The sequence below is a fragment of the Oxobacter pfennigii genome, assembly GCF_001317355.1.
Taxonomy (GTDB): domain Bacteria; phylum Bacillota; class Clostridia; order Clostridiales; family Oxobacteraceae; genus Oxobacter; species Oxobacter pfennigii.
On sequence record NZ_LKET01000051.1, the window covers coordinates 119,879 to 140,038 of the forward strand.

Sequence of the window (20,160 nt, forward strand, 5' to 3'; positions counted from 1 at the left end):
TCGTTTAAAAGATTACCTTTTATTTTAAGCATGTACTTAATAATATTACGTAAAAAACAATGTTTAGCAAAGGAGCATACAATGCAGGAAATTATTTTGGATATTATCAATCAATTTGGATACATCGGCGTTTTTTTATTGATAACTATAGAAAACATTTTCCCACCTATACCATCCGAGGTTATTTTGACCTTTGGCGGATTTTTGACAACGTATACCAACATGAATGTTTGGGGCGTTATAATATCGGCGACAATTGGCTCGGTGGCGGGAGCAATTATTTTGTATATAATCGGGCGTATACTCAGCGCTGAACGCCTTGCACGGTTGATTGACAGCAGATTGGGGAAGCTCTTACGTCTCAAAAAAGAAGATGTAAGAAAAGCTGAAAGATGGTTCTCCAAACATGGAAACAAGGCGGTTTTCTTTTGCCGGTTTGTCCCTATCGTACGCAGCTTGATATCCATACCGGCAGGAGTAGCAAAAATGCAATTGTGCCCCTTTTTTAGCTTAACAGTTATCGGCACTTTTATCTGGAACGTCGTGTTAGTCTTTCTCGGAAGAATTGCGGGGAACGCCTGGGAAACAATTGTTGGTTATGTTGATATTTACGCTATGATAACTTTAACTGTCTTTATGTTGACGGCAATGGTAGTAGGGACGCTCTTCATTAAAAAGCGTTTTTTGAATACATCGAAGCTTCAGGGTGATAAGTAAGGCTGGTTATTGTGAGTAGATACAGAAAACTTGCATTCAAACATGGTTATATTAAAATCGCATCATTTTAAGTATACTTTTAGATACTATAGTACTTAATAGTGCCTACTTGTTTAATAGATTGTGCAATGATAACATTATATCCATATATTTATAAGTAATAATTTGTAAAAAACAAAGTTGCTATATCTATAGCCAATAGAACATTTGATATTTACAACAAAGAGCTTATCATAAAATCCATTAATCTTTTATAAAAATTTTAAATCCTATGCGAAACAGAGATGAACGGTATTGATTTTAACTCTGCTCAGCCTGACTGTGACTATACCTATTATGAACATACTAAAGGATTAGCTGAATGACGTATTCGATTTAACCATAGATAAGTATAATCCAATACACCTCCTCAGCATAAGATGACTGATCTTAAAATGTCCCTCTTATGTTTAATTTTTATAATTCTTTTTCTCTTTATCCTGTTAAAATAGCTTTTATATTCTACCGGATCCATATGACTTAGGCGATATCCAGCAAAGGTCAGTGTATATAGTAAAGTATAACTTCAGTGTAAAACTAAAAAAGGGGGTGGAAACCTTGAGAAATAAAGATGTAAAAATCGTTGTATCGGGAGATATATGTATCAGCGTGCTTCAATGGATTACAGACCCGCAGAACAGCCAGGGATTCAACTGGCAAACCCACTTGAATGTACACAGCTTATTAAAGCCGGGAGAATCACTGCTTCTATCCGAGCTTGTAGCTTTGGCTACGGGAGCGTCAATATTATCTCCCCGGCTGCAAGAGCCCGGCTCCTTTTCATCCGGTGAGTTTCTCCGCTCTACTGCAGAACTGGACTTATTTCCTGTATCGGCAGACGGAAAAAGTAATGACAAGGTATACCGGGTAAGGCGCTTCCTCGGATTCACCGGGCCTTCTGCAGGCACACCAAAACTTCTCCCCATTATCGATGATGACGAAAATGCGGACATGGTCATCATCGATGATGAAAATAATGGTTTTAATGCGGGCAGTGACTACTGGCCTCTGGCTATTAGGGCCTCCGGAAAGTCGCCTGTGGTCATTTACAAAATGAATAATCCCATCAGTTCCAACGCTCTTTGGAAGCATTTAGAATCCCATCATATTGAAAATACTATTGTTGTCATAAACAGTGATGATTTGCGTGCCAAGGGTGTGAATATCAGCAAAAGCCTCTCCTGGGAAAGGACAGCACGGGATTTTGTCTGGCAGATGGAAAATAATCCAAACCTTGCTTTTCTGGCAGGCTGCCGACATCTTGTCGTCCCCTTTGGACTGGAAGGCGCAATCTATTATACCAACCAGAAAGAAGCAGAGTCCCGTTTGTACTTTCTTCCTTATGAATTTGAGGGCGGTCTGATAAAAGAAATCCAAGGCAAAATGTACGGACTTACCTCCTGCTTTGTGGCTGGTCTGGCCCGGAGGATCATTCCTCAAATATGCAGCAGGAATGGACTGGTTAAATCCATCGGAGAGGGTATAAAAGAAGGAATGGTGGCCGCACAGAAATACTTTATCAAAGGCTTCGGAAGAAGCATCGACAGCTTATCCTTCCCCAATGCCGCCGTATTTGTTGAGACAGAAAATGATTTTATATTCAGGGAGCATGTTCAGGATGTTAAAATACCCAGATATTTCAATAAAAACTGCTATTCCTGCTGGTACATCCTGAAGGATAAGAGCTCCGCCAACTTAGAAGAAATAGCCCATAATATTGTTAAATTCGGAGAAAAAAAAGTATTGAAATACATGCCCATTGCCCAGTTTGGAAAGCTTAAGACAGTGGACAGGACGGAAATCGAAAGCTATAGGAGCATAAAGAACCTGATGTGGGAGTACATTTCCGCAAGAAATACGGTCCACCCCCTATCCATCGCTGTTTTCGGAACTCCGGGTTCCGGAAAATCCTTCGGGATAACCGAGGTGGCGGAAAATATTGCGCCAACCCTGATAAGGAAATTAAACTTTAACCTATCCCAGCTTAGCAGTCCGGCAGATTTGAACAGTGCTTTCCATAAAGTGCGGGACCTGTCTTTAGAAGGAAAAGTGCCTTTAATCTTTTTTGACGAATTTGACGCAAACCTGGAAGGTAAACTTGGGTGGCTCAAATACTTTTTAGCGCCCATGCAGGATGGGGTATTCAGAGAAGGTGATTCCCTCCGCCCTATAGGCAAATCCATTTTTGTCTTTGTGGGCGGAACAAGCAGTACCTATAGGGAATTCTGCGGCGAAGACCTGACGGATGAAACGGAACAGAAACAGTTTGCAAAAGAGTTTAAAAGCGCCAAAGGTCCGGATTTTGTGAGCCGATTAAGAGGCTATGTGAATATATTGGGACCCAATCAAACGGATGAAAATCAGGACCAACTGTACATCATACGGAGAGCCATGCTGCTGCGTTCATTACTGGAGCTTAAGGCACCCCATCTTATAAATGAAACGGAAGAAGCACAGATAGACACCGGAGTATTAAGGGCTCTCCTTAAGGTCCCCAGATACAAGCATGAATCCAGGTCTATGGAAGCCATACTGGAAATGAGTATGCTGACACATGCAAAGAAATGGGAGCAATCTCATCTTCCTTCTCAGGAGCAGTTAAAGCTGCATGTGGATGAAGAGCAGTTCTTGCGCCATTTGATGCACGATGCATTTTTCAGTGAGAAAATCGAAAACCTCGCTATGGACATTCATGAAAAATACAGTGAAAACAATAAAAACAATCCGAAGATTGTTTCTGATTATGCGAAGCCCTGGGAAGTCTTAAGCGAAGAGCGCAAAAGTTTCTACCGGGATCAGGCAAAGAGCATTCCCAATGCTCTGCTGAAAATTCATTACGATGTCATTTCCATTAAAGAACAGCCCAAAAAGATTGAATTTACCGAAAGAGAACTGGCCGTTCTGGCAGCTTATGAACATAGTCGCTGGTGCACCAAGAGAAAAGAGACCGGCTGGAAATATGGCGCCATCCGGGATGATAGTGAGCGCACCGACCCCCATCTGGTACCCTTTGACGAATTGCCCAACGAGAAAAAAAGCGGCATGGTCCGGATGGTCGCAGCGTGGCCTGAGGTGCTGGCGAATTCCAACTTCAAAATAGAGCATTTGAAGTTTTTATGCCAGTGTGAAAAAGCTGTATAAGCCGGCCGTTCATGAGAATGCTAAAAAAGAGCTATTCAGATTAAATATTACTTCAAATTTCTTATAATTAATAGCTTTAGTTCTATTAATCCTATGCGCGGTTTATTAATATTTACTTTATAAACAATGCAGTAATAATCAAAAGTTATCAAGAATGAAACGGAAAATTCCGCCGGTACGTTTTTGACATTCTCCTGTTCTTTTAATAAACAAAAGAGCTTTTTTGAAAGCCACTTCTACAAATAAAATGGTCGAAGTGTAATTATAGAACTTGGAAAATCACAGTAATATCAATGGTTTACAGGCAATCAGCAAGCAGTATTACTTATTGCATAGAGAATTACATAGGCATACTCCACCAACTATGTGCTTTCTTATATGCCGGGTCCTGCACCTTTATGGGATGATACTGAGCCTCCCGATCATAATGTACATTTCTAGTAATCAGTTCATGAAAGTGACCCAGCATTTGTATATTTGTCAAGTCTGACAGAATTGATTTATATACAGCAGCAAAGCCACCACGTGGGCGAATATCATGTATTAAAGAAATAATATTTGCAATACCCGTATCTCCTCCAAGATTAGGTAAGCCCGTTAATAAACATGATGTGTCCCAGAAGGAAATCATATTTGTCACAAGAGATCCTTGCGGGGTAGATACATTATATTTTTCTCGAATACGACGCATTTGATTAAATAAGTCTCTTTGAAGCTGATTTACCTCACGCAAAAACTTTTTCTCGCGTCCGTCAATGTACAACTGCTCAAGTGTGTCGAGTTGCCTACGCGCTTCAACAAACATATTTTCTTCTCGAATATGATAGGCTATATCCAACGCGTTAATACCCGTATGCAAACTTTTTGAAGAAATATACGCAGAAAAGATCGGAATGGGGTAAGAAGAAATAGATGGATTTATTGCGCAATAAATCTGAGCCATAGTATTTGTGGTTGTGTTTGTCAGGGCATCAATAAGTGGACGAAATTGCAACGAGCCTGGCAGACAAGTTTTTCTGAGATAGTTTACTTGAAAGGCTTGACGTATAGGGTGTAGGAACAAATCCAAACCAAACTGATTAGAAATGATGGTATAATAAATTGAGCGATATGCTAACCAATTTAATCCAGCGAAGAAAGTAGTCACCTGCTTAGTTATTTTATCTTGACTCGTAATTGGATTCCCATCAGAGCCTAATAAAACAGGTCGTTTATCAGGAATTTCATCACGTTGGGTATTGTCTTTCAGCTCAGAGAAGATCATTGCAGATAACGCACTATACTTGTTTATTTCCACACCACTCGCATCAGCCAATAGCTTTTGTGTTAAATAGAAAACACTGGACTGTATATTCCAAACATACCATATGTTCATTTTTAACATATCGAAAAACGGTCTAAAGTCACCATCTGTAAACGAACCAGCGGTCACATGTGGAACAATTGATTGTACCTGTTGCAGAGTTTCCTGTGAGAAAATATTCTGAGTTTCTTCATCTATTTGGATAGGCTGAAGTCCAGAAAAATGTTCGTGTCGATTCTGCTTGAATTCAGATTTGTAATCATCTAAATAATACACTTCGTCAAAAAATAGAATGGCCTGAAGCAGGCTTTCCATTGCAAGAATATCTCCATCTAGATCGTATTTATTTTTTACTAAAATATCTCCACTTAGCCTTTGGAGTGCTGTAAGGGTGGCATTATCAACTAGTGCTTTGCGCATATTGTTCCCTTCTTCTGTATAGCACAGCATATTAATAATTTTATTTACTAATTATACCAATCTTCCTTGAACCTGTCACTCATTATTTCCCTCAGGAGGCTCTTATAGGACTTGCCACCAGCAATTCCGTATAAAAAAGCAAAAAGCCGTCGACAAAAGTTGACGGCATAAAATGGTCGGAGTGACAGGATTTGAACCTGCGGCCTCTTGGTCCCGAACCAAGCGCGCTACCATCTGCGCCACACCCCGAATACCATTATATTATAATGCTTTTGATTGCAGTTTTCAATGCCTTATTTACTTATCTTTCCCGTGGATTTATCGCCCACGCCTCTTTGAGGGACGCTGGCAATGGTAAAGCCTATGATGACTGAGGCCAGTGCGGGAGCTACTATATTTACATAGTGCTTGTAGCCCATTCTAAAGAGTATTAAATAGGTGCCGATATTTACGGCTGCCGTTACAACAAAGAGTATCATCACAAACATGGAAAATGAATGAACATATTTTTCCCATATGTTATGCCTCCACTCACCGCTTAATGTATACCTGAATATCAGGTATGATATGGCTATCACCGCAAGATATAAAAGTCCTAGCTGCCAGAATTTCCACATATAAAATTCCTCCTGTTTTATATTTACACAATGTAGTTTATAATTATATAGGCAATCGTAAATATCGCCTTAACTTATATTTTTCCCATAAACAGATGTTTATGTATTCTTTTTTACAGGGAGGAAAAGCCATGGACTTATCATCAAATATATTAAATACGCTCAATCGGCTGTGTAATATTAAAAGTACCTCGGGAACCGTTGAAGAAACTTTAGCCGCCCGGGAGATTTACTCCATAATCTCCGAGATAGGATATTTTAAAAAGCATAATGAAAACCTTATTCTCCATGATATAAAAAATGATCCCTTTGAAAGAAAATATATAACTGCCATGTTAAAAATGGGGAATTCCAAAAAACTGACTGTGCTTTTAAGCCATTTTGATGTGGTAGGCATTGAGGAATTCGGCAATTTAAAAGAATATGCCTACACCCCTCTTGAATATACAGACAGGCTTAAATATGAGGCATTGCCCCAAAAAGCCAAGGATGATTTAGACACAGATGACTGGCTCTTTGGCCGGGGTACCATGGACATGAAATGCGGCCTTGCCATACATATTGAGATTATGAGATATCTTTATGAAAATAACATAGAGCTTGACGGCGGCATTTTATTGCTGACGGTGCCTGATGAGGAGAATTCCTCTGCTGGAATGCTCTCCGCCGTAAATTATCTGTCAGAGTTAAAGGATGAAGGTTATGAAATTAAAGGTGTCATAAATTGCGAGCCATATTTCCCCGAGCATCCCGATGATGATAACAAATACATATATACAGGCACCATAGGAAAGCTTCTGCCCTTTATTTTCTTTGCGGGACTGGAGACTCACTGCGGCGAGCCCTTTAACGGCATAAGCGCAAGTTTATTGAGCTCCATGACAACTTCCCTTATGGAGGCAAATTTAGATCTTTGCGATACTTATGAAGGGTATACCGCCCCTCCCCCCGTATGCTTAAAGCAGCAGGATTTAAAATCCTTGTATTCGGTTTCAACACCTAATTTTTCCTATGCTTATTATAATTATTTTACCCTTAACTCTACGCCTGAAGAGGTGCTGTCGAAGGTGAAAGCCCTATGCCATAAGGCTTTTGAATTAAGCATAGAAAAGATGCAGTCACATGAAATAAAATACGCAGAGCTGACTAAACACAAAAAGGCAGGTTTAAATATAAAGCCTACCATATTATTCTATGAAGAACTTTTAAGTATGATTGAAAAAAAGGGAATAAGCGTTGAAATCATAAAGGAAAAATATAAAGATACGGGAATGGATACAAGGGATATGACGTCTCATATAATTTCTGACATGCTAAAATGCATTCCGGAGCTCCGGCCAGTCATTGTAGTATCCTTAGCCCCGCCCTATTATCCTCATAGAAAGGCAGATAATGATTTCAAAAACATATTGGATATAAGCAAAAAGCTTATAGATATGTCCAATGAAGAGTTTAGCGAAGATCTCATCCACAGGGACTTTTTCCCCGGGCTGTGCGATTTAAGCTATTTGGGATTTGATAATCCGTACAACTACTTCACCTTAAAATCAAATATGCCTGTAATGGATGTATCCTATACCCTTCCTATAACCGCCCTTAATAATATCAATATCGGCGGAATAAATATAGGGGTAATGGGTAAAGATGTCCACAAATATACTGAAAGGCTTAATATGCCTTATTCGTTTAAGGTAACTCCCCACCTTGTTTTATGTGCAGTCAAAGAGTTTTTAAAATAGAAGTGGGTATAATATTCTAAAAAGAAAATATTTCTTTTGTAAATCTTTGGAGGAGAATTTATGGCAAAAGTAATTATAGATAAGGGTAGGCAAAAAAGGATTGAGAGCGGCCACCCTTGGGTTTATGCAAATGAAGTGAATGCTATTGAAGGTGAATATGTACCGGGAGGCATAGTTGAAGTTGTAAATTTCAAGGGAAGGTTTATAGGCAAAGGCTACATAAATCCTAAAAGCCAGATACTGGTGAGAATCTTAACCAGAGATAAAAACGAAGAAATAGACGAGGATTTTTTCAGAAGAAGGATATCTTCTGCCTGGGAATACAGAAAGAAAGTGTCGGATATAAATTGCTGCAGGGTGGTTTTTGCCGAGGCGGATTTGCTTCCTGCCCTTATAGTGGATAAGTTCGGCGATTGTCTGGTTGTTCAAACCCTGGCTTTAGGCATTGACCTACATAAGGATACCATCATAAAAATTTTAAATGAGATAATTAAGCCAAAAGGCATATATGAGAGAAACGATGTCCCTGTAAGGCAATTAGAAGGCCTTGAAATGAAAAAGGGGTTTTTGTCCGAAGCCTTTGATACCATGGTAAAAATAAATGAAAATGGAGTAAATTTTTACGTTGATATTGAAAATGGACAAAAGACGGGGTATTTTTTGGACCAGAAAGAAAACCGTGCAGCTATTAAGGACATAGTAAAAGGCGCCAAGGTTTTAGACTGCTTTTGCCATACCGGCTCTTTTTCATTGCATGCAGGCTTCTATGGTGCAAAAGAGGTCCTTGGCATTGATATTTCAGAGCATGCCGTTGACTTCGCCAGGAAAAACGCAGAGCTTAACAATCTTTCGGATGTATGCAAATTTGAAGCAGTGAATGCCTTTGACAAGCTAAGAGAACTTCAGGAAAACAACGAGAAATATGATGTTGTCATCCTTGATCCTCCCGCCTTTACAAAAAGCAGGGCTGCTATCGAAGGGGCTTACAGAGGATATAAGGATATAAATTTGCGGGCTATGAAAATCATAAAAAAGGGAGGCTTTTTAGTTACAGCTTCCTGCAGTCAGCATATGACTCCCGATTTATTCCGCCAAGTGATTTTTGATGCGGCGACAGATGCAAGAAAAACTTTAAGGCAGGTAGAATACCGCTCTCAGGCCAAAGACCATCCCATACTGTGGAGCTCGGGGGAAACCCATTATTTAAAGTTTATAGTTCTTCAAATACTATAAATTATTTCCCAGGTAATATTTGTTTAGGGTAAACAGATTGTCCATAAAAATATAAAAGGGTGATTTCACCCTTTTTTGTGTCCCTTTACTCCGTTATATTTTTTCATATTCTTGTTCTTATTTTTCACGGGCTTACTGTTGCTGCCGAAGATAATTTGCATGCTTTGCTTTACCTTTGAAACTGCGTGTTTTAGCATAAGCTTTATTTTTTCCTGTCTGAAGTTCACTACTACTTTTTTAGTGTTCTGCATATTATCCCTTCACCATCTCAATTTGTTTATTCTGTTTTCGTTATATGCTGCCTTAGCAGCATATTCAGGTTTAAAGTTACGGAGTAACTTTTATGATATAATGATTGCAATGCAATCATTTTGCAATAATGAATTATATTGCGATGTAATATTTTGTCTAATGACACCATAATACAGCTAACTTATAATTAAAACATGCTATTAATATCTTTTCATTTTACCCTACAAAAAATACATAAGTTTGCGTATTATTTTGTACAGCAGGAGGTAAAACAATGGACTCTATTGATATAAATACATTAATCATGATTAAGCAGGGCTATGATGGCTTAAGAGATGATTTTATAGATTCAAATAAGGGTTTCATTCGGCGTATAGCTTCATACATATGCAAACGCAATCTTGACTGGTCCAACGATGATGAGCTTAGCATAGCCTTGATGGCTTTTAATGAAGCGATAGACAGTTATGATCCTAATAGAGGTACTGAGTTCACTTCTTTCTGCATAATGCTTATGAGAAGCCGGTTGATCGATTTTTTTCGAAAGAATAACGCGTCCAGCCTGTCCTTGAGTGCCATGGATGACGAACACTTAAATCTCATCGAGGCAAAGGAGGCGCAAGACAGGTATTCCATAACCAACGCAGCAGAGGAGAGAGGAATCGAGATCAGGCTTTTTAATGAAGAGTTGTCTCAATATGGATTATCCATGGCCGATTTAACCGTCAGCTGTCCCAAACACAGAGACACCAGAAAAATGCTGTTTGAAATAGCTGCAAAATGCGGGCAAAACAAAGAAATAATACGCTATCTTAAGAAGAATAAAATGCTCTCAATTAAAGAGGTGATCGAACTTACCGGAGTTAAAAGAAAGTTTTTGGAGCAGTGGAGGAGATATTTAATAGCCTTGCTTATTATAGCAAGCTCTGATGAATATTTATATCTTAAAGAATATATTGACTTTGGAAATGAAAGGGTGGTGATATAATGGGGAGGGTTGCAACAGGAATAGTAATGGATGTAAGCAGCAGCGATGCAATAATAATGACCAGGGATGGGGAATTCCTCAAAGTTAAAAAGCCCATCTCTCCTTTTAAAACAGGCGAAGAAATCACATCAGCAGTCATTACCACCAGAAAGTTTAATTTAATCAAATTCGCAAGCCTTGCGGCCGCACTTTTTCTTGTATTTACTCCATTTGTGTATTTTAAAGAAGCATATGCTACTGTAGCATATATCGATGTAGACATGAATCCCAGCATTGAAATGGGAATTAACAGATTCAACAAGGTTCAGGAGGTAATTGCATTAAATGACGATGCAGCAGAACTTTTAACACATATAGACATTAAGAACAAAGATATAACCGAAGCTTTGGACAGTGTCATAACCGGAGCGAAGGATAAAGGATATATAGGAAATGAAGAGGTAACAAATATAGAAATAAGCCTCATTAAAGTAAAAGACAATAAAGTGAACATTTCTGAGGAAAAACTGGCTCAATGTGCTGAAAATGCGGCATCTAAGGTTAATCTTGACGCATCGATAAAAGTGACCAATACTGAAAGAAAAAGCTCTAACGAAACTAAAAATCAAAGCACAGCTTCGAAAAAACCGTCACCAACACCTGCGAAAGCTATTGATTCAAACGTTAAAGCTGATGCAAAAACAGCAAATCAGGTTCAAGGCAAAAACATACAGGATAAAGCAGATATTACTGCGGTTCCAAGGATTGCAGATAATAAAGCTCAAGTTAACAAATATAATCCATATAATCGGGATTACAGCAAATATTCCAGCTCAGGTTCATATAGTAATCAGAATCCTTACGGAAAATTTTATGACAATAACAGATATCCCTTCTATGGCTGGGGCATGTACCCGACTGATAAAAAGGAAGCCGATTCAAAATCGACGGATAAAAAGGATAACCAGATTGACAAGAAGACCGAAAGTAATGATGCTAAGAAAACCATGCAGGATGAAAAGAAAGACACCAAAATCAATAATAACAATAAAAAGGATAATAGCAACAGCAAAAACAGCAGAACCAAGGACAGCAACAACAATAATAAAAATGACAAAAGCACATACCAGTCGCCATTGAACTTTTACAAGCCGGCTGAGGCACCTAAAAACACATGGCCAAACATGCCGGGATATATGCCAAACTACAATGTGCCGAATACTTTAAAGACCGACACGCCAAAATATAATAATATATATGACAACAATAACTATAATACCAAAAATTACGGTCAGGATAATAACAAAATCAGATCAAAAAGATAGAGTAGGATGGGCAAAACCCATCCTTACTTTATTTTAGTTTTATAGATTTTCCATCCGCTGTATTCTTTTCCCTCTGCATCTTTTTTCAAATCGATTAATATCTCATATCTCTTTTTTTCTCCGCTCTTTGGATTGCCTATCATAGCATTAACCAGAAAGTAGCATTCATCCCCTGCAGGCTCTTTATGCTGCTGCATATCCAAAAAGTCGATAATAGGAAGTGCATTTGCCGCCGCAGCTTGAGTAAAGTCCTCTATTGTTATATTTTCTTTATCATATATAAAGAGATAGGCATTTTCGTAGTTCCCAAGCCTTAACGCCTCATAATACTGCCATATTACCAACCTTTTGTCATCATCGCTGTCAATTTCGCTTTTCCATTTACCCCATTCAACTCCTGAAATATCAACCAAGGACTTACCCCTTAAAGATACGGGCGGGGTAGCCTGAAGCTCTGATATAAAATCAATATAGGAGCATATTATATCCCCATCTATACAAATTATATAAGCCTTTGTCTCAACGGCCGTTCTTTTAGTAACATCATATGGCAGCTTTTCTACAGGGTAGCTGTATAATTTGCCTTTTCTGCCACCAAGTTTTGAAATTCCAGTATTAAATAAGTCCTTAGCAAAAATATCTCTTATCTTCCAGGTTGTATCCAAAACCTTTGGAACTGTAACATCGGAACTGTAGTAAGGGCGTTTGGCATCAATTGTTATATTATATTGGGATAAAAATTCAATTCTTTGCTGGTCATTTACTTCATTATACTTGTCCGGCTTGCAGGCTGTGAAAAGATAAGCTGCTATAATAAATAAAATCAGGAATCTTTTCATTTAAGGGAGCCCCCTTATGATTTTAATTTATATATATGAGGCTTAACTTTTCACTATGACATTAAATAAGCTCATAGCACAATGGTTCTTCCATGATTTCCTTTAAATCTTTCTATAATTTTAATGACCATTATCCCGGCGGCTAACCCTAAGGAATCAATTAATACATCCTTCAATGCCGCCGTCCTTCCCGATACGAAATATTGATGAATTTCATCGGATGCGGCATATAAAACTCCTGAGCATAAGGTAATAAGGCTTAAATTTTTAAGGCAATAGCTTTTTAAAGTTTTAAAAATCAAAGCACCTAATATGAGATACTCAAAAAAATGGGCAGACTTTCTTATAATAATATTTGCTTTATCCAGGGATATGATATTTAAAAAATCAGCCATACCCAGTTTCAGGAGCACCTCAATTAAAAAGGAGTTGTTCATGTCGGATATTTCTCCTCTTTGTGCCGAGAAAAGAAATATTATTATCATCCATATTATTGTTAAAATCAAATACCTATTGATTTTCATAGCAATTGTTTTTATTCTCCCCAGCCCTTCAGGTATTCTTCCTGCTCTTTTGTAAGGCTGTCAATGCCTATATTCATGGCCTTTAATTTCATATAAGCGACCTTTTTATCAATCTCATCAGGCACATTGTAAACTTTATTTCGAAGAGCTGCACTCTTTTCATTTATGTGCTTTGCGCATAAGGCCTGCAATGCAAAGCTCATATCCATTATTTCAGCCGGATGTCCGTCTCCCGCTGCCAGATTAACCAATCTTCCTTCAGCTAAAAGATTTAATATCCTTCCGTCTCCCATGACATATCCCATGATATTGTTTCTCATGACCTTTTTTTCCGTAGCTGCGGCCTCTAAATCCGGCTTCCATACTTCAACGTCAAAATGTCCGGCATTAGCCATTACCGCCCCGTTTTTCATAACCGCATAATGCTCTTCCGTCAGGACTTTACTGCAGCCTGTCACAGTAACAAACATATCTCCTATCTTTGCTGCTTCAATGGAAGGCATAACTCTGAAGCCGTCCATATAAGCTTCAATTGCCTTTATGGGATCCACCTCACAAACTATTACATTGGCACCTAAGCCCTTGGCTTTCATTGCCACACCTTTTCCGCACCATCCATATCCTAAGACCACAACGTTTTTTCCTGCTACGATTAAATTGGTAGTCCTCATAATGCCGTCCCATACCGACTGGCCTGTTCCGTATCTGTTATCGAAAAGGTATTTGCAAAAGGCATCATTAACGGATATCATAGGAAAGCTCAGTAAGCCTTCCCTCTCACGGGACCTAAGCCTTAATACACCTGTAGTTGTTTCTTCACAGCCTCCTATAACATCCTTTATAAGGTCCTTTCTTGTGCTGTGAAGCAAATGGACCAGATCTCCTCCGTCGTCAATAACAATATGGGGATTTATATCAAGGGCTGCGTTTAAATGCTCGTTATATTCCTCATCTGTGGAGTTATACCAGCTGTAAACATTAAGACCATCTTCAACTAATGCTGCAGCAACATCATCCTGGGTGGATAGGGGATTGCTTCCCGTTATAGACACTTCAGCTCCCCCTGACTTTAATACCTTTGCAAGATAAGCTGTTTTTGCCTCAAGATGTATAGACATTACAATTCTCTTATTTAAAAAAGGCTTTTCAGATAAAAATTCCTGCTCTATGGCAGAAAGTACAGGCATGTAGCCTTTTACCCATTCAATTTTTCTATGGCCTGACTCAGATTTTTTAATGTCCCTTATAATACTTGGTTTCATATACATTTCTCTCCTTATTAATTAATACCCTTTATATTATAGTTTATTAACAGATCGATTTATATGTCAATGCCCCATTAATTTATGCCCTCTATATTAGCATAATATCACATAAAAGCCATAATAAATATTAAAACCTTAGTATGAATATTTTTTACTAAGGTTTCATATGAAATGTTTAAAATTTGGTAAGGCTTACATTTTTCACATCGAATTTATAAGCTCCTGCCTTTTTCTGCTCATCCAGGGAAAGATTGGTACCTTCTATGTTAAATATGAGGTCGCTTCCAGATATCCAATAAGGGTTGTTTACGGAGAAAATTTGTGATTTGAAGGCATCCTTCATAGGGTCATCCACCATTTTTTCCTTTTCAACGTCATAAATGTTTAAGAACCTTCTTCCGTCCTTATTGGAATTCTCTGAAGCTAAATATTTTCCGTCCTGGCTCCAGCTGATTGTCTCAACATTGCCTTCAAAATAAATATCTATGGGTTTTACCTGCTTTTTTTCTATATCGACTATGAGAAGAGCTGGGTATTCCCCCACAGTTGAAACTGCCGCCATCTTCATTTTTGCATCCAATGCCACCGGCCCGAATTTTTCATTGCCTATATTGTATTTATGATCCGGTGATGCCCCCTGTGGAACTGCAAACCTGGGCAGTTCGTCAATCCTTAAAATTTCAGTACCCTTTATAGCTCCTTCCTCAATCAAATGTAGTATATTGCCCTTTTCAATCAGCTCAACGGTTTTTGATTTTTCTATTTTATCTATTAAATACATCCCTTTTTCTTTTACAATAGTAACTTTGCTTTCATCGGAGGAGAAATAAGGCTGGCCTGTATAAACGACGGTTATTACCATCTTGCCTTCAAGCTTACCCTCTTTTTCTTCAACAGAATCTATTATATATCCGTTTGGATGTGGATTGGATGAAGGAGAAAAATTAGCTCTGCTTTGTTTCATTCCATCGGTATAAAACTGAACTATTTTTTCATCCTTTAATATCAAAGCCCTCGCATAATTATGAAGAAGGATTTCACCTTCCTTTTTATCGGGTTTATCCTCCTTCTCTTCTGTTTTTTGTGCTGCATTGTCCTCATCCTTGGGCTGAGCCTTTCGCTGAGTGCAGGATATAAGGCATAATATCAATAAAAATGAAATTATTATGTGAAGAAATTTTTTCATATGGCTCCCTCCTTAAAGCTATTATTCCACCATATAAAAAAATAAAACCAAAAGACAAAATCATAAGAGGAACTTTATTTTTATATAAAGTCCCTCTCTTTATATTATTCTTAAATTTCTTCTTTTATATGTCTCAGGTTATTGAGATATTTTATAAAGTCTTCCTTCAAATCTTCCCTTTTTAAGGCAAATTCAACGGTAGCCTGCAAAAATCCCAATTTATCTCCTACATCGTATCTACGGCCGGAGAAATTATATGCATACATTGCTTCATTTTTTAAAAGCTCCTTCAATGCATCCGTAAGCTGTATTTCTCCTCCTGCCCCAGGCTTTGTGTTTTCCAGTATATCGAATATCTGAGGCGTTATTATGTATCTTCCGAGTATTGCAATGTTTGAAGGAGCATCCTCAACCTCTGGCTTTTCCACCAAATCCTTTACCTTATAAACCCTTTCTTCGATGGGCCTGGGTGCAACTATTCCGTATTTATTCACATCTTCTCTTTTTACTTCTTGGACTCCCAAAACTGTAGTCTTATATTCATTATATATGTTAATCATCTGTTTTAAACAAGGCACTTCGGAGTCTACAACGTCATCTCCCAGCATGACTGCGAAGGGTTCGTTGCCAACGAAATTTTTGGCGCACAAAACTGCATGTCCTAACCCCCTTGGCTCTTTTTGCCTTATATAATATATATTTGCCATGTTGGATATCTTCTCAACAAGCCCTAATAAATCATCCTTTTTCTTGGTTTTTAGCTCCATTTCAAGCTCAATGGACTTGTCAAAATGGTCTTCTATAGCCCTTTTATTTCTTCCGGTTATAATGAGTATTTCCTCAACTCCGGAAGCTACCGCTTCTTCAATTATGTACTGTATTGTGGGTTTATCAACTATAGGAAGCATTTCCTTGGGCTGTGCTTTTGTCGCCGGAAGAAATCTTGTGCCTAATCCTGCTGCAGGTATGACCGCTTTTTTAACTTTCATTTTGCCCCTCCATAATTCATGAATTTTACCGCACAAAATTCATGTCAGAATTTACTGCATAAAATTTATGTCAATATCATTTCAAATGGCTATTCCATTTGAAATCATTATATCACATATATACCAAATTTTATTATACCCTTAAGTCTGTAAATAAGTAATTTCACGTTGATTGTCGAAAACCTTTTTAGAATTTATCAGTTTTTAGTGTGATAATATTATAATAATCAATTAATACATAATTTTCCATACTCAATTGTAATATATTATTAGATTATTTTTATTTAAGAGAGGTTTAATGAAAAATATAATTGATTCTTTAAAAATCGCCTTTGTTTTCGTCGGCACCGTAGTAGGGGCCGGGCTGGCATCCGGCCAGGAAATAGTTCAGTTTTTTACTAAATACGGCGCGTGGAGCATAGCTGGAATACTGCTTTGCGGAATGCTTTATATCATCATCGGCGTTATGACCATGGAAATAGCATATAAATTCAACTCCGTTACATACAGGGACCTTATTTATTTATGCTGCGGCAAAACTTTAGGAAGTGTAATAGATTTTTTAACCACGTTTTTTATTTTCGGTGGTACATGCATAATACTTGCAGGGAGCGGCTCCATTTTCCTTGAGCATTTAGGACTTCCTCATATTGCAGGAGTTTTGGCTATGGCCATATTCACTGCTGTAATAGTATTTTACTCAACAGACGGGCTTATTTTTATAAACTCAATCATCGTTCCCTGTATGATAGTCATAATTACCGTAATTGCCGTATTATCCATCATAAATAGGTCGGTATCCTACAGCATAGTATATGATGTTATACATGCTCCTATTATGAAGAATAACTGGCTTGTATCAACTATCCTCTATACATCCTTTAATTTGCTCTTCGCCACGGGAGTTTTGGCTCCCATAACAAAGGACATAAAAAAATCTCCTAAGGTTTTTTCAGGAGTTATAATGGGGGCATTTCTCCTCATGGTTTTAACCTTTACGATAAATATCGTCCTTATATTAAACATTCCCCATATTTTTAATTTTTCAATACCCATGCTCTACACCGCAAAAAAATTCGGAGTAGTTGTATCAACTGCTCTTTCAGTTGTCATATGGTTTGAAATGTTCTCGACGGAGGTGGCCAACGTATACAGTATTGCAAAAAAGATGAATTATAATTTTAATATAAATTATAAACTGTCTGTGGTCTTGATATTGGCGGCTGCCTTTCCCTTTACCAAATTAGGCTTTGAAAACCTAATAAAATTGCTGTATCCGGCTTTTGGTTTTGTAAGCACTTTTTATATAATTTGTCTTATCAGGCTGTATTTTAAAAATTTTTATAATAAAAAATAAAAAATTCTTATATAGAATATTCCGCATATTACACATTACTGCATCCCATGCATATTATATTGTAGAAAACCCATTATGAGGAGATGGTTTTATGTCAGATTACAGCAAGCATGAGCATTATATGAATGGGAACGCGGAATTTTTTTGTGACCATGGACATAAAATTAAGGATTTAGAAACTCAAAAGCCCCTGTTCAACGGGGATTCATATAATCATATACATTTCTTTGAAGGGGAGACTTCCAAAAGTGAGCATCACAGACACAAGATATGCTATTATACCGGGCCGGCAATTCCCGCGGCCTGCGGCTACGGCCACTATCATTATTTTTATGGCGTCACTTCCATAGATGATGACCACTCCCATTACTACAGAGGCATAACGGATATTGAAGATAATGAGTAATAGTATAGGGGACAGTTCATTCCAATAATTCTTTAAGCATAAATGAGTAACTGGAATGAACTGTCCCGCCTCTTCGCTATAATTCCTGTATATCCATATAATGCCCCAGCTTTTTTATTACGCTGTTTTGAGCCATGGATGAACTGCCTATTTCGCAGTCGCACACCCCGTCATTGTCTTCTAATAATTCCATAATTTCATCCACATAATCGGGAAAATAACTTTCTATCACCTGTCTCACCTTATCGTTAGATGTGCAGTCGCAAGCAGCTGTGTCAGTTGCATCTTCCATCTCCTCTAAGAATTGTGAAAAGGTCTCGATTTTATCCTCAGGACCATCAAACATTATTTCTTCATCTTTAATGTATGCCTTAAAATCAGCCATCCATTAAACCTCCCAGCACATATTCTATTGCAATAATTATATACTGATTGTTTTTTACGTACTACATATATTTATAGACAACATTTTTAGTTTACGCTTATACTTAGACAAGTAAATGACTCAAATGTAATTCATTCATGAATTAATATTTATTTAACTTCTATGGACTAATTATTATAATATAATTATACTGTTAAAAAAAAGGAGGTCAATGCAATGGATCAGATAGTATCACTTATAGTTGCACTTGTAGTCTTTATAATTGCCTTGAAGATTTTTTTTAAAGTCACAGGCTGCCTTATAAAGTTGGTAATACTTGGTGTTGCCCTTTGGTTTATTCTGTCTGTGCTTAATTACGGCTTTAATTTCATGGCATTCTTATAATTTGATGGAATTATACACACAATCCCCAGAATTATCCACATTATGATTTATTATCCACTTATTTTCCAAAATATATTATATTTCAAAACTTTGTCTGTAATCGAATATACCTTATATTTCTATGAAATTCCATAAGAGGGTGCAGAGCATGGAAATACCAGAGCTATTATCACAATGTAAATTATGTCCCAGGAAATGTAATACTGACAGATTAAAAGGAAACTTAGGATATTGCAGAGCAGGGGCGGATATTAAAGCAGCAAAGGCCATGCTGCATAAATGGGAAGAACCCATTATAAGCGGCGGCAATGGTTCGGGAGCTGTCTTTTTTTCCGGCTGCAATCTTTCCTGTGTATTTTGCCAAAATTTCGATATAAGCCAGCAGGATAAGGGTAAGATTATCACTTCAGAACAATTGGCAGATATATTTTTAAAGCTTCAAAGCCAGGGGGCTGACAATATAAATTTAGTATCTCCCGTACAATATATGCCACAGATAGTTAAAAGCCTTGAACTTTCCAAGAGCAATGGCCTTTTAATCCCTGTAATATACAATTCCAACGGCTATGAAAACAAGGATATGCTTAAATATCTTGATGGCCTTGTAGATGTGTACCTTCCGGATATTAAATATTATTCGGATAAATATGCAATCAAATATTCCAATGCTCCCAACTATTTTCACCATGCCTCCCAAGGACTTCTCGAAATGTACAGGCAGGTAGGGAGTCCGGAATTCAGCGGAGACCTCATAAAAAGAGGCCTTATGATACGCCATTTGCTTCTCCCGGGACAGCTTTCAGAATCCAGAATAATCCTTGACTGGATTGCAGATAATTTGCCCCATGATATTTATATAAGCTTGATGTGCCAGTATGTGCCCATGCACAGAGCCGGTGAGTTTCCCGAAATAAATAAAAAGGTCTCTCAAAAATCCTATGACTGGCTTGTTGATTATTGCCTTTCATTAGGCTTAGTCAACGGTTTTATACAGGATATGGACTCGGCCGATAATATATATACGCCGGAATTTGATTTTGAAGGAATATGAAAGCGAGAAATCCTTAAGTCT

19 protein-coding genes and 1 tRNA gene are annotated in these 20,160 nt (G+C 37.8%); 10 read left to right on the top strand and 10 right to left on the bottom strand.

Annotated features, from left to right (window positions below; all coding sequences use genetic code 11):
- The first annotated feature begins 81 nt into the window (after positions 1–81).
- Both OXPF_RS17765 and OXPF_RS17770 read left to right on the top strand, forming a co-directional pair.
- On the top strand, positions 82–717 hold the full coding sequence (locus tag OXPF_RS17765; protein WP_054876566.1) for a DedA family protein: 636 nt from the start codon (positions 82–84) through the stop codon (positions 715–717).
- Positions 718–1,314: 597 nt separating this feature from the next.
- The gene (locus OXPF_RS17770; RefSeq protein WP_054876567.1) at positions 1,315–3,897 is read left to right on the top strand and encodes a RyR domain-containing protein; all 2,583 of its coding nucleotides are present in this window, start codon (positions 1,315–1,317) and stop codon (positions 3,895–3,897) included.
- A 340-nt stretch (positions 3,898–4,237) separates the two neighbouring features.
- Here OXPF_RS17770 and OXPF_RS17775 read toward each other — a convergent pair whose 3' ends face one another.
- The 3 genes from OXPF_RS17775 to OXPF_RS22190 form a co-directional block, all read right to left on the bottom strand.
- Complete coding sequence (locus OXPF_RS17775; protein ID WP_054876568.1) at positions 4,238–5,620, bottom strand: hypothetical protein; 1,383 nt, start codon at positions 5,618–5,620, stop codon at positions 4,238–4,240.
- A gap of 173 nt (positions 5,621–5,793) precedes the next feature.
- Positions 5,794–5,869 (bottom strand) — tRNA-Pro (locus OXPF_RS17780).
- 44 nt (positions 5,870–5,913) lie between these two features.
- On the bottom strand, positions 5,914–6,237 hold the full coding sequence (locus tag OXPF_RS22190) for a hypothetical protein (RefSeq protein WP_054876569.1): 324 nt from the start codon (positions 6,235–6,237) through the stop codon (positions 5,914–5,916).
- Between the two features lie 131 nt (positions 6,238–6,368).
- On the opposite strand from OXPF_RS22190, the gene OXPF_RS17790 reads away from it, so the two are divergent.
- Together OXPF_RS17790 and OXPF_RS17795 are read left to right on the top strand one after the other, a co-directional pair.
- Positions 6,369–7,976, top strand: coding sequence for a M20/M25/M40 family metallo-hydrolase (locus OXPF_RS17790; protein ID WP_054876570.1), 1,608 nt, complete (start codon positions 6,369–6,371; stop codon positions 7,974–7,976).
- A 60-nt stretch (positions 7,977–8,036) separates the two neighbouring features.
- Positions 8,037–9,209 (top strand): class I SAM-dependent rRNA methyltransferase, encoded by a 1,173-nt coding sequence (locus OXPF_RS17795; protein WP_054876571.1) that lies wholly within the window; start codon positions 8,037–8,039, stop codon positions 9,207–9,209.
- Positions 9,210–9,274: 65 nt separating this feature from the next.
- On the opposite strand, the gene OXPF_RS17800 is transcribed toward OXPF_RS17795, so the two are convergent.
- The gene (locus OXPF_RS17800; protein WP_054876572.1) at positions 9,275–9,460 is read right to left on the bottom strand and encodes a hypothetical protein; all 186 of its coding nucleotides are present in this window, start codon (positions 9,458–9,460) and stop codon (positions 9,275–9,277) included.
- 275 nt (positions 9,461–9,735) lie between these two features.
- On the opposite strand from OXPF_RS17800, the gene sigI reads away from it, so the two are divergent.
- Positions 9,736–10,449: an RNA polymerase sigma-I factor gene (sigI, locus tag OXPF_RS17805; RefSeq protein ID WP_054876573.1), complete on the top strand. Its 714-nt coding sequence runs from the start codon at positions 9,736–9,738 to the stop codon at positions 10,447–10,449.
- The gene (locus OXPF_RS17810) at positions 10,449–11,753 is read left to right on the top strand and encodes an anti-sigma factor domain-containing protein (RefSeq protein ID WP_054876574.1); all 1,305 of its coding nucleotides are present in this window, start codon (positions 10,449–10,451) and stop codon (positions 11,751–11,753) included. Before sigI ends, OXPF_RS17810 begins: the two co-directional genes overlap by 1 nt.
- 23 nt (positions 11,754–11,776) lie before the next feature.
- Here OXPF_RS17810 and OXPF_RS17815 read toward each other — a convergent pair whose 3' ends face one another.
- The 5 genes from OXPF_RS17815 to galU form a co-directional block, all read right to left on the bottom strand.
- A complete protein-coding gene (locus tag OXPF_RS17815; RefSeq protein ID WP_054876575.1) occupies positions 11,777–12,592 on the bottom strand; it encodes a hypothetical protein in 816 nt (271 codons plus the stop codon).
- 71 nt (positions 12,593–12,663) lie between these two features.
- Complete coding sequence (locus tag OXPF_RS17820) at positions 12,664–13,116, bottom strand: VanZ family protein (RefSeq protein ID WP_054876576.1); 453 nt, start codon at positions 13,114–13,116, stop codon at positions 12,664–12,666.
- A gap of 11 nt (positions 13,117–13,127) precedes the next feature.
- Positions 13,128–14,378 (bottom strand): adenosylhomocysteinase, encoded by a 1,251-nt coding sequence (locus OXPF_RS17825; RefSeq protein ID WP_054876577.1) that lies wholly within the window; start codon positions 14,376–14,378, stop codon positions 13,128–13,130.
- A 178-nt stretch (positions 14,379–14,556) separates the two neighbouring features.
- Positions 14,557–15,567, bottom strand: a complete 1,011-nt coding sequence (locus tag OXPF_RS17830) for a hypothetical protein (protein ID WP_054876578.1) — start codon at positions 15,565–15,567, stop codon at positions 14,557–14,559.
- Between the two features lie 110 nt (positions 15,568–15,677).
- Positions 15,678–16,556, bottom strand: a complete 879-nt coding sequence (gene galU / locus OXPF_RS17835) for a UTP--glucose-1-phosphate uridylyltransferase GalU (protein WP_054876579.1) — start codon at positions 16,554–16,556, stop codon at positions 15,678–15,680.
- A 298-nt stretch (positions 16,557–16,854) separates the two neighbouring features.
- On the opposite strand from galU, the gene OXPF_RS17840 reads away from it, so the two are divergent.
- The gene (locus tag OXPF_RS17840; RefSeq protein ID WP_054876580.1) at positions 16,855–17,913 is read left to right on the top strand and encodes a YkvI family membrane protein; all 1,059 of its coding nucleotides are present in this window, start codon (positions 16,855–16,857) and stop codon (positions 17,911–17,913) included.
- Positions 17,914–18,004: 91 nt separating this feature from the next.
- Positions 18,005–18,319 carry a YmaF family protein gene (locus tag OXPF_RS17845; protein WP_054876581.1) on the top strand — a complete coding sequence of 105 codons (315 nt, stop codon included), beginning with the start codon at positions 18,005–18,007 and terminating at the stop codon, positions 18,317–18,319.
- 76 nt (positions 18,320–18,395) lie between these two features.
- Here OXPF_RS17845 and OXPF_RS17850 read toward each other — a convergent pair whose 3' ends face one another.
- The gene (locus OXPF_RS17850) at positions 18,396–18,704 is read right to left on the bottom strand and encodes a hypothetical protein (protein WP_054876582.1); all 309 of its coding nucleotides are present in this window, start codon (positions 18,702–18,704) and stop codon (positions 18,396–18,398) included.
- Positions 18,705–18,920: 216 nt separating this feature from the next.
- Here OXPF_RS17850 and OXPF_RS22640 point away from each other — a divergent pair, with 216 nt between their 5' ends.
- The gene (locus OXPF_RS22640; RefSeq protein ID WP_160317262.1) at positions 18,921–19,088 is read left to right on the top strand and encodes a hypothetical protein; all 168 of its coding nucleotides are present in this window, start codon (positions 18,921–18,923) and stop codon (positions 19,086–19,088) included.
- 148 nt (positions 19,089–19,236) lie between these two features.
- Entirely contained in the window at positions 19,237–20,139 is a 903-nt protein-coding gene (locus OXPF_RS17855) for a radical SAM protein (protein WP_054876583.1), read from the top strand.
- Positions 20,140–20,160: the final 21 nt, after the last annotated feature.

Coding starts and splice junctions, on each gene's coding strand:
- OXPF_RS17765 (WP_054876566.1), top strand. CDS start 82: ATGCAGGAAATTATTTTGGATATTATCAATCAATTTGGATACATCGGC.
- OXPF_RS17775 (WP_054876568.1), bottom strand. CDS start 5,620: ATGCGCAAAGCACTAGTTGATAATGCCACCCTTACAGCACTCCAAAGG.
- OXPF_RS22190 (WP_054876569.1), bottom strand. CDS start 6,237: ATGTGGAAATTCTGGCAGCTAGGACTTTTATATCTTGCGGTGATAGCC.
- OXPF_RS17790 (WP_054876570.1), top strand. CDS start 6,369: ATGGACTTATCATCAAATATATTAAATACGCTCAATCGGCTGTGTAAT.
- OXPF_RS17795 (WP_054876571.1), top strand. CDS start 8,037: ATGGCAAAAGTAATTATAGATAAGGGTAGGCAAAAAAGGATTGAGAGC.
- OXPF_RS17800 (WP_054876572.1), bottom strand. CDS start 9,460: ATGCAGAACACTAAAAAAGTAGTAGTGAACTTCAGACAGGAAAAAATA.
- sigI (WP_054876573.1), top strand. CDS start 9,736: ATGGACTCTATTGATATAAATACATTAATCATGATTAAGCAGGGCTAT.
- OXPF_RS17810 (WP_054876574.1), top strand. CDS start 10,449: ATGGGGAGGGTTGCAACAGGAATAGTAATGGATGTAAGCAGCAGCGAT.
- OXPF_RS17815 (WP_054876575.1), bottom strand. CDS start 12,592: ATGAAAAGATTCCTGATTTTATTTATTATAGCAGCTTATCTTTTCACA.
- OXPF_RS17820 (WP_054876576.1), bottom strand. CDS start 13,116: ATGAAAATCAATAGGTATTTGATTTTAACAATAATATGGATGATAATA.
- OXPF_RS17825 (WP_054876577.1), bottom strand. CDS start 14,378: ATGAAACCAAGTATTATAAGGGACATTAAAAAATCTGAGTCAGGCCAT.
- OXPF_RS17830 (WP_054876578.1), bottom strand. CDS start 15,567: ATGAAAAAATTTCTTCACATAATAATTTCATTTTTATTGATATTATGC.
- galU (WP_054876579.1), bottom strand. CDS start 16,556: ATGAAAGTTAAAAAAGCGGTCATACCTGCAGCAGGATTAGGCACAAGA.
- OXPF_RS17840 (WP_054876580.1), top strand. CDS start 16,855: ATGAAAAATATAATTGATTCTTTAAAAATCGCCTTTGTTTTCGTCGGC.
- OXPF_RS17845 (WP_054876581.1), top strand. CDS start 18,005: ATGTCAGATTACAGCAAGCATGAGCATTATATGAATGGGAACGCGGAA.
- OXPF_RS17850 (WP_054876582.1), bottom strand. CDS start 18,704: ATGGCTGATTTTAAGGCATACATTAAAGATGAAGAAATAATGTTTGAT.
- OXPF_RS22640 (WP_160317262.1), top strand. CDS start 18,921: ATGGATCAGATAGTATCACTTATAGTTGCACTTGTAGTCTTTATAATT.
- OXPF_RS17855 (WP_054876583.1), top strand. CDS start 19,237: ATGGAAATACCAGAGCTATTATCACAATGTAAATTATGTCCCAGGAAA.